The organism is Salibacterium halotolerans (genome assembly GCF_900115625.1).
Taxonomy (GTDB): domain Bacteria; phylum Bacillota; class Bacilli; order Bacillales; family Marinococcaceae; genus Salibacterium; species Salibacterium halotolerans.
Genome location: NZ_FOXD01000003.1, coordinates 53855 through 66179, shown reverse-complemented (window position 1 = coordinate 66179; position 12325 = coordinate 53855). Strand labels below are relative to the sequence as shown.

Genomic DNA, 12325 nt, shown 5'->3' with positions numbered 1-12325 from the left:
ACATAAATCCCTTCTAGGACGGCAGTTCAATCGTTTTATTTTCGCTTGATTCCCTGTACAGAACAATCGTGTTTCCGATAACCTGCACCACGTCTGCCCCTGCTCCTTCTGCAAGCGAATCGGAAGCATCATGTTTATCTTCCATACAATTTTGAAGCATATTAATTTTAATAAGTTCTCTGGCTTCGAGCGCATCCGCCGTCTGTTTCACAAGATTATCGGTTATACCGGCCTTGCCGATTTGAAATACAGGCTTAAGCCCGTGCGCCTGCTTTCTTAAAAATCGTTTCTGCTTCCCTGTCAACATATTAATTCCCTCCAAGCTGTTTCATCACAACATTATGCATTCGTTTGGTATCCGGCTGTATTCCTGTCCATTTCTCAAAAGCAATGGCTCCCTGTCCGACAAACATTCCCGTACCGTTCAGAATGTCCGCCCCTCTTTTTTGGGCTTCCTGGAGCCATTTCGTCTTCAGCGGGTTGTAAATAAGATCGCTCACGACACAACCCGGCTTTAGGCCGTCCACAGGCCACGGCATACGGTCGGTCTGCGGAGACATACCGACAGACGTCGTATTAATAATAATATCAAAAGACGGCGTTTCTTTTTCCGCCTGCTGGGTTGGAAGGGCACAGACAGCGGCTCTTTCTGCCATTCGTTCCTGCAGTGCCTCCGCTTTTGAGAAGGTTCGGTTTGTAATCGTCACCTGCTCCGCTTTGTGGCCGGTCAAGGCGCTTATTACAGCACGAGCCGCTCCACCAGCGCCAATCACCAGTATGTTGGAATCAGGAAGCGCACTACCGACCTTTGACAACAGCGACTGAACGTAGCCATCACCATCTGTATTGTAACCGATCCATCCCTTTTCTTCCTTTACTATAGTGTTCACCGCTCCGATTAAACGTGCTTCTTCATCCAGTCCGTCCAGATACTGCATTACTTCGATTTTGTGCGGAACGGTGACGTTAAATCCTGAAACACCGAGAGCTTTCAGTCCCTGCAGGGCATCACCAAGATACTCCGGCATCACATCAAAGGCATGATAAAACGCGGGCAGACTCTGGTGCTGAAACTGGTCATTATGCATGAGCGGTGACAGGGAATGGCCGACCGGATGACCGATCACTCCATACATCTTTTCAGCATGTAACAAACGGCTCATTAAATCACCGCCTCCCTTATCGTGACACCTGTTCCTTCCGGTGCATAAACGGTCACGACCGCATCTGGTTCAACGACCGTAATCCATCCAAGTCCGGAAATGACGATATCCATTTTCGGCTGTTTTATATGAAAAGTATGTCTCGTTAACGCCGGCATTTCTTTTAGTGTTTCGGTTCCAGGCGGAGACAGCATTTCTCCTTTATGATTTTCGTACAATGAATCAGCGTTATCCAGTTTCGTCCGGTGGATGAGCAGGTCGTTGTTCACATAGACGACAAAGGAATTTTTACTGCCTTCCTCGAAATCCATTCTGGCCAGTCCGGCAATAAACAGCGTCTGCTTTTCTTCAAGCTGATAAATTCTGGGCTTGATTTCCCTCGACGGGGTCAAGGCTTTTAAATCGCTCCGGCTTATATAGTGCGCCATCTGCCGCTCGTTAATAATACCCGGTGTATCATACATGCTGCGGCCGTCATCAAGCGGGATATCAATTAAATCAAGGGTCGTGCCGGGATAACCGGAAGCCGTAATATGCTGTTCTTCATCTCCGCCGAACGCTTCAATGAGAGCATTGATAAACGTTGATTTCCCTACATTGGTGCAGCCTGTAATATAGACATCCTTACCGCCGCGCAATTCATCCATTTTGGCAGCTGCTTCCTCCACACTCTGTTTTTTTTCCGCGCTCATCAACATAATACCTGCCGGTTTCAATCCCTGCTCTTTCGCCTCTCTGCGGATCCAGTCTTTCAGCCGGTTTTCATTAATGGATTTTGGCAGCAGATCCATTTTGTTGACAAGAAGCAGCACGTCATTTTGTCCGATATAGCGCTGAAATCCAGGGATCCAGCTTCCTTCAAAGTCAAACGCATCGACGATTTTTACAATCAGGGCGTTCTCTTTAGCCAGATCATGAAGTTGATTCGTAAAATCCGTTTTTCGGAGTGGAACCTCCTGCACCTCATTGTAATGCTTCAGACGAAAGCAGCGCATGCAGACGACTACTTCCCTGTTCAGCGCTGCCGGAGGCACGTATCCCGGTTTTTCCGGGGCTTCGGTCTGAATCTCCGCCCCGCAGCCGGGACATATAAGCTTGTCTTCCTTCACTTTGATTCCTCCCACTGTATCAATCCTTTTTCCTTGAGTCGGCGTAATACCAAACGTTCCAGACTGCGGTTGATTTTCGTCCAGAGTCCGTCGCTTTTGCTCATCGGCACAACCAGCACCGTATAAAATCCGGCCCGGTTTCCACCATATACATCCGTCAACACCTGGTCGCCGATCACCACTACCTCATTTTTTTTCAGCCCCATTTTCCGACACGCTTTCCGAAACGCATGACCCATCGGTTTTTTAGCCGAATGGATAAACTGAATGCCGGTCGGCTCCGAAAAAGAACTGACTCTTTCTTTATTATTATTAGATACAATGGTGACGTGAAAACCCTGCTGTTTCACAAAATACATCCAGTCCAGCAGTTCCGGTGTTGCTTCCGGACGGTCCCATTCCACCAGCGTATTATCGAGATCAGTAATAATCCCTTTGATCCGCCTTTCGCTTAAATCTTCAAGATTCAACTCGAAAACCGAAGACAGATACTCATTGGGCATGAATTGTTTAATCACGGTGTACACCCTTTTACCTCTCAATTTTTCCGTACAAACACCTGCTAAATGGAAAGTATATCGTTAAAAAAGTTTTTTTTCAAACGATACCCGCCCCTGGAAAAGTTTTCGACATTATTTTGAACCAGCACGTATGTGGATAACTTTCTTATTATAAAAAAAATTGAAGCAGGAAGGGTTTTCAGGTGTTACGCAGTTATTATAAACAACTTATCCACTGCATCTGTGGATAAAACGAACGGTTGTTCTTACAACAGCATCATGGTACACTATTTCTACATTACGCTGGAAATTCCTGATGGAAAATACCTGCGCGCAACCCGCAGACCGTGTACCCAGGTTGTAATAACAGGAAGACCGTCAAGGAGGTGTCGTGCCCTCTTATGAAACAGTTATCGGATGAATTGTTGATTGAAGCGTATGAAAAAGCCCTGCGTCTTCAATTAAATGATGACTTTATTTCAGTGCTTGAACAGGAAATCAAAAACCGCTCGCTTCAGGAAAAATGCATGAAACCAGTTATTACGATGTAGCGGTAGATGAACAGAAAAAGCCTTTCCGGTGTTTATTTTATCCGGAAAGGCTTTTTATTTTTACGTACTCTCTCGGCGCAAACGTGTCTTTTTCGACAGTTTCGTCGGACAATAACAGGGTCTGTGAATTTTCCGGGTACGTGTAGAATGCTTCCATCCGTTTTTGTTCAACATAAAGGTCAGCCATCCAGCCTCCGGCCAGAATAAAGAGAAACAGAAGAAAAAACACGCCCCCCTGAAAAAGATGAGTCTGCTTCATGGTGTGCTCCTTTTCTTTTTTTTATTACTATGAACCGAATGGCGTTTTTTCATTCACAAAATTTTTATTTTCATGTTTCTACCTATTTATCAGTAGTGCCCGTTTCCCTTTAAAAACAGATGCTGACAGATGCACGGCTGTTGAATATAAGTTATAATGTGAAAAGAATTTGCAGCGCGTAAACTGCTAAGGAGGTTCTATATGTTTACAGCACTTCATCTTGCCATCATCGCCCCATTCATCGCTGCTGTGTTCGTCCCCCTGCTGTACAAAAAAATACCGTCTATACATACCGGCTGGTTTGTTCTTTTCGTTCCAGCTATTTTGTTTATTTACTTTCTACAGCACATACCGACAACGTCACAGGAAGGTGCGGTTACGGCGGCCTTTCCCTGGGTGCCTTCTCTCGGTATTAATTTCCGGGCCTATGTAGACGGACTCGGACTGCTGTTTGCCCTTCTCATCACAGGGATTGGCGCACTCGTTGTATTGTATTCCATATACTATTTATCAAAAAAAAGAGAATCTTTACATACGTTCTACACTTTTTTATTGATGTTTATGGGCGCGATGCTTGGTGTCGTTCTTTCTGACAATATGATCGTGCTCTACCTGTTCTGGGAAATTACGAGTGTTTCTTCCTTTCTGCTCATTTCCTATTGGTATGAACGGGAAAAATCACTATATGGTGCCCTGAAATCCATGCTTATTACAGTACTCGGCGGGTTTTCAATGCTCGTTGGATTTGTGCTGCTTTATTCCATTACCGGAACGTTCAGCATTCAGGAGACAATTGCTTCGTCGTCTGAGATTGTGTCCCATGATTTGTTTCTTCCGGCCATGCTGACGATTCTGCTCGGCGCGTTTACAAAATCGGCACAGTTTCCTTTTCATATCTGGCTGCCGGATGCCATGGAGGCGCCCACCCCGGTCAGTGCTTATTTGCACTCGGCTACGATGGTAAAAGCCGGCATTTATCTGGTTGCGCGTCTGACGCCGGTTTTCGCTGTCAGCGGGGAATGGCTCTGGCTCGTTGCCGGGTTTGGCATCACCACCCTGTTCTGGGGATCATTCTCTGCCGTCCGCCAGACGGATCTAAAAGGAATTCTTGCGTATTCGACCGTCAGTCAGCTCGGCATGATACTGTCCATGCTCGGCGTTGGGGCAGCTGCTTTTCATTTTCAGGAAATTGATAACAACTTATTTGTCGGCGCAACAACGGCTGCGCTGTTCCATCTATTCAATCACGCCACCTTTAAAGGCAGTCTGTTTATGATGGTCGGCATCGTCGACCACGAAACCGGCACACGTGATATCCGAAACCTCGGCGGATTGATGACAATCATGCCGATTACTTTCACCATCGCTGCGATCGGGAGTTTCTCGATGGCAGGTCTGCCGCCTTTCAACGGCTTTTTAAGTAAGGAACTGTTTTTTACATCGATGGTGAACATTACCGAGTTCCAGCAGTTTAATATGGAAACATTCGGCATCCTGTTTCCCGTCGTAGCCTGGATTGCCAGCGTTTTTACGTTTATCTACAGTATGATTCTCGTGTTCAAAACATTCGCGGGGCCGCTTCAGAAAGAAAAACTGGACACGAAGCCGCATGAAGCACCGTTTGGCATGCTGCTTGCGCCGATTGTGCTCGTCAGCCTGGTCATCGTTATCGGCTTTTTCCCAAACGTGCTGTCCTACACGATTATCGCGCCTGCCATGGCCTCCATCCTTCCTTCCCTGCTGCAGGAAGGCCAGCAGTTCGAGGTCGACATTTATTTCTGGCACGATTGGAACACCGAACTGTTTATGACGATGGGCGTTGTCGCTGCCGGTATTCTTCTTTACCTTGGAATGAAAAAATGGAAAGGTGTGTACAAGCTCTTTCCGGAAAAATTATCGTTTAACAATCTGTATGACCAGACGCTCAACAAAGGCGAAGTTCTGTCTCAGAAAGTCATGGCTTCCCATATGAACGGTTTCATCCGGAATTACCTCGTGTATATATTCGCGTTTGTCGCAGCCGCCCTGTTGATCACGATGTTTTATAAAGGCGCGTTTGTCATCGACACATCAGGCATGGCTCCGATTACGATTTATGAAAGCGTCCTTGTTGTTGTGCTGGTTGCCTCCGTCGGTGTGATGATGTTCACGACTTCCCGGCTGACACTCATTATCGGGCTCGGTGTCGCAGGCTATACCGTTGCGCTGTTTTTCGTGATCTTCCGGGCGCCGGATCTTGCGTTAACACAGCTTATTATTGAAACGGTGTCGGTCGCACTGTTTCTACTGTGCTTTTACCATCTGCCGCAGATTGCCAAAAATCTGGAGCCGCTCCGCTTTAAAGCCGGTAATTTCATCATTTCCGCCGCTGTGGGAATCACTGTCACCCTGATCGGCATTTCTGCGGGCAGCTCCAGAATGTTTGAATCGATCTCCGGCTTTTTCAAGGAATACAGTTACAAAGAAGCAGGTGGACGGAATATGGTCAACGTCATTCTCGTGGATTTCCGCGGGTTTGATACGATGCTTGAAATACTCGTTCTCGGCATTGCGGCTGCCGGTATATTTACAATGATCCGACTCCGTCTGGCTGGGAGGGATGAACTGTGAAGTCAAATGATGTGATACTGCAGACAGTTGCCAATATCGTCCTGTTTATTATTCTGATGTTTTCGGTGTTTCTTTTCTTTAACGGACACCACGAACCGGGCGGCGGCTTTATCGGCGGGTTAATGACAAGTTCCGCCCTTGTGCTGCTTCTGCTCGCCTATGACCTGGAAACGGTGAAACGAATCCTGCCGGTTGATTTTAAACTTGTCACAGCAGCCGGTCTGCTTGTAGCCGTTGGAACTGGAATGGGGTCCTTTTTCTTTGGCGCTCCGTTTTTGTCCCAGACATACGACTATTTTCACTTCCCCGTTCTCGGGGAACTGGAACTTGCCACCGCATTGATTTTTGATGTCGGGGTGTATCTCGTGGTTGTTGGAATCACCCTCACGATTATTCAGACCATAGGGGAGGATCGTTAATGGAAATCTTAATGTCTGTCACAGCCGGTATCCTTTTCATGGGTGGCACGTATCTCGTCCTGTCCAAAAATATCATCAGGATCATTATTGGCACCTCTGTCATCAGCCACGGTGCCCACATCCTGCTTTTAACCATGGCCGGTCTTAAAACAGGTGCCCCGCCCCTTCTTGGTCTTGAAGCATCTTCCTACACCGACCCGCTGCCGCAGGCACTTATTTTAACCGCCATCGTTATCAGCTTTGGTGTAACGTCGTTTTTCCTCGTGCTCGGGTACCGCGCGTATAAAGAAAACGGAACGGACAACACGGAAAACATGAGAGGAACGGATTCTTATGACTAATTTGTTGATTTGGCCGATTTTACTGCCGCTTCTTACAGGAATACTGCTGCTTTTCGCGCCGAAGCAGATCCGTTTTCAGCGGGTGCTGAGCGCGATTTCCGGAGCGGGGTTAATCGCTGTTACCGTATTTATTCTTCTGACGGTCAGAGACGGGGGTATTCAAACGCTCGAACTCGGAGGATGGACTCCACCGTTTGGAATTGTTCTCGTCGGAGATATGCTCGCTTCCCTGCTCACGACGACGACTGCTGTCGTCAGTCTTCCGATTGTTATCTTTGCGATGTCGACCATCGGAAAAGAGCGGGAGCAGTTCTACTTTTACGCTTTTTATCAGTTTTTGATCACCGGTGTGATGGGCGCCTTTCTTACCGGAGATATCTTTAACCTGTTTGTGTTCTTTGAAGTGATGTTGATTTCGTCGTACATACTTATTGTGCATGGCGGCACAAAAATACAGCTGCGGGAATCGTTTAAATACGTGCTCGTAAACGTTATTTCGTCCGCGTTTTTCGTGGTTGCGGTAGCCTATTTATACGCCGTAACAGGAACGCTGAACATGGCACAGCTTTCCCAGCGGATCGGGAGTCTTGATTCGGACGCTCCGATACTGACTGTCATTGCTGTATTATTTTTGATTGTCTTCGGTCTTAAGGGAGCCCTGTTTCCACTGTATTTCTGGCTGCCTGCGTCCTACACCGCTCCGCCGTCCGCCATTGCAGCCGTTTTTGGTGCGCTGCTCACTAAGGTGGGAATGTATTCAATATTTCGGACGTACACGATTATCTTTACCCATGACACTGGATTCACCCATCAGCTGCTCGCTGTACTTGCGGCATGTACGATGGTGATAGGCGTCATCGGGGCGGTTGCGCACCAGGACGTTAAAAAAATACTCGTGTACAACGTCATTGTCGCCGTCGGTTTTGTTCTTTTCGGTGTCTCTACGCTGACCGAAACCGGCATGGCCGGTGCGGTATTCTACCTGATTCATGACATTGTCATCAAGGGGGCGCTCTTTTTACTGCTTGGGGCAATGATTATCGCGGCCGGGACCAGTCATTTAAGGAATATGGGCGGTCTGATCAAGCATCATCCGCGGCTCGGCTGGATGTTTTTCACAGCCGTCATGGCCCTTGTCGGTGTGCCTCCTCTGAGCGGGTTCGTCGGAAAGCTGTTAATCATTCAGGGGGGAGCACAAGACGGGCAGTATATCATTATTGCTGTCATGATGGCAGCCAGTCTGCTTGTTCTTTATTCGATGATCCGCATCTTTCTGTACGGATTTTACGGGAGGATACGGCTTGAGAAAGCAGATCAACACGGCAGTACAAAGGGACTGCTGCTTCCGTGCGCGTTTCTCATCGCTGTCTCCGCCTTCATCGGCCTCGGTGCCGAAAGCGTTTATCAAATGGCCGCTACTGCTGCCCAGACGCTGCACGACCCGCAAATCTATATTGATGCTGTGCTAAAGGAGTAATGATAATGACATTTCAGATAATGATTAACCTTCTTATGGCTCTGATCTGGATGTTTATGAACGATGCCTGGACATTCGCATCATTTATCAGCGGATATGCCATCGGTGTGGCTGTGCTGTTTTTTCTACGGGGATTCTTTCCACAGCGTTTTTACATCGGCTGGATTTATGCGGTTGTGAAACTTGTTTTTATCTTTCTGAAAGAGCTGATCCTCTCGGCTGTCGAAGTCGTCGGGCAGATTCTGCAGCCAAAACTGAACATCCAGCCCGGTATTTTCGCCATGGATATCGACCTGCACAGAAACTGGGAAGTTACGGTGCTGTCCTGTTTAATCACACTGACCCCGGGAACCCTCGTCGTCGATGTGTCTCCGGACAACCAAACATTGTACATCCATGCGATGCACCTGCCCGATATCGACAAAGCAAAAGAGGATATCCGAAACTCTTTTGAAAAAGCCATTCAGGAGGTGAGCCGTACATGATTCAGGGATTGCTTACCGTATCAGCCGTCATCCTCAGCCTGTCTATCCTTCTTGCCTTGTACAGGGTAGCCAAAGGGCCTTCTATGCCGGACCGGGTACTGGCTCTTGATATGATCGGTATCAACCTGATCAGCCTTGTAGCCGTCGTTTCGCTCATTCAGGAAACGACAGCGTATCTTGAAGTTTTTCTGCTGCTCGGGATTCTTGCTTTCATCGGAACCGTAGCTTTATCTAAATTTATCGAAAAGGGTGTTGTCATTGAGCGCAGACGAGATTAGCAGCTGGATCATTGGTATTATCGTGCTGACAGGGTCTGTATTAAGTTTAATCAGCGCCTTCGGTCTGGTGCGCCTGCCGGACATTTATACAAGAAGCCATGCAGCGACGAAAGCTTCCACATTGAGTGTGATGTGCATTCTGGTGGCCGCTTTTCTCTTCTTTGCTGTGGTGGAAGGGCTGTACAGTGCCCGCATTCTTCTCGGCGTCGTATTCGTCTTCATTACAGCGCCGGTGGGCGGTCATTTGATGTCCAGGGCCGCCTACCACACCGGTGTGACGCTGTGGGACGCAAGCATCCGGGATCAGTTAAAAGAGAAAAAACGAAAACAGAACTCTTCTTCACGCTTCTGATTTACTGAAAATGTAAAACCCTTGTTTGTCAGGGGTTATAAAATGATGACATTTGACGATACTAGGCGTAAATCTTACGCATTTTTTGCGTAATTTCCCCGTCATTACTTGACATATCAAGGATTCGTAAGTAAATTTGTATTGTAAAGGCTCTATATTCTTGGAAAGAAAGGAAGTTATGTTATGAATAAGACAGACTTGATTAATGCTGTCTCTGAGCAGGCAGACATCTCAAAAAAGGACGCTTCCAAAGCGGTAGACGCTGTATTCGACAGCATCACAGAAACATTAAAAAAAGGCGATAAAATTCAGCTCGTTGGATTTGGAAGTTTTGAAGTCCGCGAACGTGCAGCGCGTAAAGGCCGTAATCCGCAGACAGGGGACGAAATTGAAATCCCTGCAACGAAAAACCCTGCCTTCCGTCCAGGAAAGCAGCTTAAAGACGCTGTCAATTAATCAGGGTAAATAAGGCTCTCTTTTACGCAGCGGAAACATACCCAAAGAGCCGAAAATACACACGAGAGCCTGTCCTGTTATAAAAGCGTTGAAAAGAAGCTTCCTCTTTCCGGAGGGAGCTTCTTTTGTTTCTTTTCCTTCTTTTTAGTAATAAGGATAATAGGGGCTGTATGGATAAGGAGTAACATACGGCAGCAGAGCAAGGGCGGCCAGAGCTCCCAAAGGAAACCGTCTGCGGCGGAAACGGCGGTATCTCCTCCGCTGCGGCCCGTAGCCGTATCCTCCGCCGAATTGACGGCTGTCTCCGCCTGCATGGCTGTTTTCCATCATCGTTTCCCCGACCAGCATCTGCATGTTTTCATTATCTACACTCTCGATGATGCCATCTGCCGTACTTCCGTCTCGGAATGTGACAACGACATCATGATACATATACTGCCTGCACTGCTCCTCTATCGTATGCTGTTCGTCTGACTGCATGTGTTGATGGTTCTGCATGAACATCCTATCCTTTCTTGATATGCTTTCAGCTCCATGATATTCACATGCGCCTAAATAGGTGTCCTGTTTTGAAGTCAGTTCATAAAATTAATTCTATTTTCTTTTCCCGATGAACCGTACTTCTGCTGTTTATAAAACTCCTGAAATAATTTAAGAAGGGCGCGTTTTTCAATCCGTGATACATAACTTCGCGAAATGCCGAGTTCTTTTGCGATTTCGCGCTGGGTTCTCTCTTTTTCGTTTTCCAGCCCAAATCGGAAAACAATGACTTCTTTTTCACGTTCATCCAGCACATTCATAAAAGCGGCGACCTGCTTTTTTTCCATATTCAACTGAATCAGATCAGCGACATCCGGGCCATCTTCCTCAAGCACATCGATCAGGGAAATCTCATTGCCCTTTTGTTGTTATATGTATTTGTTCTCCTGGTTTCTTCCTTTATATAGAGATGTCTTTATAAGAAAAGGATGCAGCATGACATAACCGCTTGACATCTTTTTGATAAGTATGCGGGCGGTAACATCTCATATTAAAAATAATTTTATAAGAATAAGTGTATTAAAAACTGTACAGGCTATAACTAAAGTACACACTTAAAAAGTAGGGATTCCATTGTCAAAACGTAACATTTCATTAACTTCCGTAGAAATTTCACAATTATGGGTGACATATATGAATGACAGTGCTGCAATTTGTCATATGACGCACGAATTAAACACTGTCAAAGATGATGAAATAAAGGAAGTATTGCGATACGCCAAAAACATTTCTGAGTCTCATGTTAATAGCATTGCTCAGTTTTTTAATGAGGAAAATTATCCAGTTCCTCATGGGTTTACCTTGGAAGAAGACGCTGATGTCACAGCTCCCCGTTTATTTACCGACACGTACTATTTAAATACGCTTAATCAATTAGGAAAAATTGGATTAACCAATTACAGTATGGCTGTCAGCTTGGTTACGAGAGAGGACATTTATCATTTTTTCAGCACCTGCCTCAAAGAGTCAGACAAAATCATAAAATGGACCAATGATGTTCTATTGTCAAAAGGATTGTATACCAGGTCCCCTTCTCTTCCTATACCAGAATCGTTTGACTATGTTAAAGATCAAAGTTTTTTAACTGGATATTTGGGAGAAAGAAGACCGTTAACAGGGATTGAAATATCGAATCTTTATGCCAATTTCCAAAGAAATGCGTTGGGATCTGCTACGATGATGGGATACAGCCAAGTTGCCCAAAACGACGAAGTGGCTCAATATTTTATAAAAGGAAAGGAAATTGCTCAAAAACACTGTGCGGTATTTGAATCTTATTTGAAAAAAAATGATTTACCCAGTCCGGTGATGTTAGACTCTGAAGTCACAGATTCAACGATTTATACGTTTTCTGATAAAAAAATGATGTTTTATTCTTCTACCTTAACCGCCCTTGGTCTCGGATATTACGGTACAGGCATGTCGATGAGTCCACGGAGGGATATTGGTGTTATGTACGGCAGACTGATGGCTGAAATCGCAAAATTCTCGAACAGTGGAGCTAAAATCATGATCAAACACGGATGGATGGAGGAGCCGCCACGGGCAGCTGACAGGGATGAGTTAGCCGATAACCAATAATTTTGCTTGTGGGATCTCCGGTGGTTATTAAGTTTACAATTTCAGATGTACTTAAAATAATCTTATTCATCTTTCAATCAATAAGTCGAGCAGGGAAAACCTCTGCTCTTTTTATTGTTCAATTTAGCAAGAAGTGTTTATCTTGTTTTCTTCAGTATGAAATAAAAAATAGCCAGGGGGGTCATAGCGCCCTGGCTCCACTTC

16 protein-coding genes and 1 pseudogene are annotated in these 12325 nt (G+C 46.0%); 10 read left to right on the top strand and 7 right to left on the bottom strand.

Going from position 1 to position 12325, the window contains the following annotated elements; genetic code table 11:
* Positions 1 to 13: 13 nt before the first annotated feature.
* The 4 genes from yhbY to BM124_RS03355 are packed head-to-tail and all read right to left on the bottom strand — an operon-like array spanning position 14 to position 2787.
* A complete protein-coding gene (gene yhbY, locus BM124_RS03370; protein WP_093335256.1) occupies positions 14 to 307 on the bottom strand; it encodes a ribosome assembly RNA-binding protein YhbY in 294 nt (97 codons plus the stop codon).
* A 1-nt stretch (position 308) separates the two neighbouring features.
* Positions 309 to 1163 (bottom strand): shikimate dehydrogenase, encoded by an 855-nt coding sequence (gene aroE / locus BM124_RS03365; protein WP_093335255.1) that lies wholly within the window; start codon positions 1161 to 1163, stop codon positions 309 to 311.
* A complete protein-coding gene (gene yqeH / locus BM124_RS03360; RefSeq protein WP_093335254.1) occupies positions 1163 to 2272 on the bottom strand; it encodes a ribosome biogenesis GTPase YqeH in 1110 nt (369 codons plus the stop codon). The genes aroE and yqeH overlap by 1 nt, the downstream gene beginning before the upstream one ends.
* Complete coding sequence (locus BM124_RS03355; RefSeq protein WP_093335532.1) at positions 2269 to 2787, bottom strand: YqeG family HAD IIIA-type phosphatase; 519 nt, start codon at positions 2785 to 2787, stop codon at positions 2269 to 2271. The genes yqeH and BM124_RS03355 overlap by 4 nt, the downstream gene beginning before the upstream one ends.
* 386 nt (positions 2788 to 3173) lie before the next feature.
* Here BM124_RS03355 and BM124_RS03350 point away from each other — a divergent pair, with 386 nt between their 5' ends.
* Positions 3174 to 3323, top strand: a complete 150-nt coding sequence (locus BM124_RS03350; protein WP_093335253.1) for a sporulation histidine kinase inhibitor Sda — start codon at positions 3174 to 3176, stop codon at positions 3321 to 3323.
* Between the two features lie 37 nt (positions 3324 to 3360).
* Here BM124_RS03350 and BM124_RS03345 read toward each other — a convergent pair whose 3' ends face one another.
* Positions 3361 to 3582 carry a hypothetical protein gene (locus BM124_RS03345; protein WP_093335252.1) on the bottom strand — a complete coding sequence of 74 codons (222 nt, stop codon included), beginning with the start codon at positions 3580 to 3582 and terminating at the stop codon, positions 3361 to 3363.
* Between the two features lie 201 nt (positions 3583 to 3783).
* Here BM124_RS03345 and BM124_RS03340 point away from each other — a divergent pair, with 201 nt between their 5' ends.
* From BM124_RS03340 to BM124_RS03305, 8 genes are all read left to right on the top strand, one after another.
* Complete coding sequence (locus BM124_RS03340) at positions 3784 to 6192, top strand: Na+/H+ antiporter subunit A (RefSeq protein ID WP_093335251.1); 2409 nt, start codon at positions 3784 to 3786, stop codon at positions 6190 to 6192.
* The gene (locus BM124_RS03335) at positions 6189 to 6611 is read left to right on the top strand and encodes a Na(+)/H(+) antiporter subunit B (RefSeq protein WP_093335250.1); all 423 of its coding nucleotides are present in this window, start codon (positions 6189 to 6191) and stop codon (positions 6609 to 6611) included. The genes BM124_RS03340 and BM124_RS03335 overlap by 4 nt, the downstream gene beginning before the upstream one ends.
* Complete coding sequence (locus BM124_RS03330; RefSeq protein WP_093335249.1) at positions 6611 to 6952, top strand: Na(+)/H(+) antiporter subunit C; 342 nt, start codon at positions 6611 to 6613, stop codon at positions 6950 to 6952. The genes BM124_RS03335 and BM124_RS03330 overlap by 1 nt, the downstream gene beginning before the upstream one ends.
* Positions 6945 to 8429 carry a Na+/H+ antiporter subunit D gene (locus BM124_RS03325; RefSeq protein WP_093335248.1) on the top strand — a complete coding sequence of 495 codons (1485 nt, stop codon included), beginning with the start codon at positions 6945 to 6947 and terminating at the stop codon, positions 8427 to 8429. Before BM124_RS03330 ends, BM124_RS03325 begins: the two co-directional genes overlap by 8 nt.
* A 5-nt stretch (positions 8430 to 8434) precedes the next feature.
* Positions 8435 to 8914 carry a Na+/H+ antiporter subunit E gene (locus tag BM124_RS03320; protein ID WP_093335247.1) on the top strand — a complete coding sequence of 160 codons (480 nt, stop codon included), beginning with the start codon at positions 8435 to 8437 and terminating at the stop codon, positions 8912 to 8914.
* On the top strand, positions 8911 to 9192 hold the full coding sequence (locus tag BM124_RS03315; protein ID WP_093335246.1) for a Na(+)/H(+) antiporter subunit F1: 282 nt from the start codon (positions 8911 to 8913) through the stop codon (positions 9190 to 9192). Before BM124_RS03320 ends, BM124_RS03315 begins: the two co-directional genes overlap by 4 nt.
* Positions 9173 to 9544, top strand: coding sequence for a monovalent cation/H(+) antiporter subunit G (mnhG, locus tag BM124_RS03310; protein ID WP_093335245.1), 372 nt, complete (start codon positions 9173 to 9175; stop codon positions 9542 to 9544). Before BM124_RS03315 ends, mnhG begins: the two co-directional genes overlap by 20 nt.
* A 183-nt stretch (positions 9545 to 9727) precedes the next feature.
* Positions 9728 to 10000 (top strand): HU family DNA-binding protein, encoded by a 273-nt coding sequence (locus tag BM124_RS03305; protein WP_093335244.1) that lies wholly within the window; start codon positions 9728 to 9730, stop codon positions 9998 to 10000.
* Between the two features lie 144 nt (positions 10001 to 10144).
* Here the strand turns inward: BM124_RS03305 and BM124_RS03300 are convergent, their stop codons facing one another.
* Positions 10145 to 10498 (bottom strand): hypothetical protein, encoded by a 354-nt coding sequence (locus BM124_RS03300; protein ID WP_170840935.1) that lies wholly within the window; start codon positions 10496 to 10498, stop codon positions 10145 to 10147.
* A gap of 77 nt (positions 10499 to 10575) precedes the next feature.
* A pseudogene (locus BM124_RS03295) lies at positions 10576 to 10905 on the bottom strand (sigma-70 family RNA polymerase sigma factor); the annotation flags it as partial.
* A gap of 208 nt (positions 10906 to 11113) precedes the next feature.
* Here BM124_RS03295 and BM124_RS03290 point away from each other — a divergent pair.
* Positions 11114 to 12121, top strand: a complete 1008-nt coding sequence (locus tag BM124_RS03290; protein ID WP_342028583.1) for a DUF3231 family protein — start codon at positions 11114 to 11116, stop codon at positions 12119 to 12121.
* The last annotated feature ends 204 nt before the right edge of the window (positions 12122 to 12325 follow it).

Coding starts and splice junctions, on each gene's coding strand:
- BM124_RS03345 (WP_093335252.1), bottom strand. CDS start 3,582: ATGAAGCAGACTCATCTTTTTCAGGGGGGCGTGTTTTTTCTTCTGTTT.
- BM124_RS03305 (WP_093335244.1), top strand. CDS start 9,728: ATGAATAAGACAGACTTGATTAATGCTGTCTCTGAGCAGGCAGACATC.
- BM124_RS03300 (WP_170840935.1), bottom strand. CDS start 10,498: ATGCAGAACCATCAACACATGCAGTCAGACGAACAGCATACGATAGAG.
- BM124_RS03350 (WP_093335253.1), top strand. CDS start 3,174: ATGAAACAGTTATCGGATGAATTGTTGATTGAAGCGTATGAAAAAGCC.
- BM124_RS03340 (WP_093335251.1), top strand. CDS start 3,784: ATGTTTACAGCACTTCATCTTGCCATCATCGCCCCATTCATCGCTGCT.
- yhbY (WP_093335256.1), bottom strand. CDS start 307: ATGTTGACAGGGAAGCAGAAACGATTTTTAAGAAAGCAGGCGCACGGG.
- BM124_RS03330 (WP_093335249.1), top strand. CDS start 6,611: ATGGAAATCTTAATGTCTGTCACAGCCGGTATCCTTTTCATGGGTGGC.
- aroE (WP_093335255.1), bottom strand. CDS start 1,163: ATGAGCCGTTTGTTACATGCTGAAAAGATGTATGGAGTGATCGGTCAT.
- BM124_RS03320 (WP_093335247.1), top strand. CDS start 8,435: ATGACATTTCAGATAATGATTAACCTTCTTATGGCTCTGATCTGGATG.
- BM124_RS03325 (WP_093335248.1), top strand. CDS start 6,945: ATGACTAATTTGTTGATTTGGCCGATTTTACTGCCGCTTCTTACAGGA.
- BM124_RS03315 (WP_093335246.1), top strand. CDS start 8,911: ATGATTCAGGGATTGCTTACCGTATCAGCCGTCATCCTCAGCCTGTCT.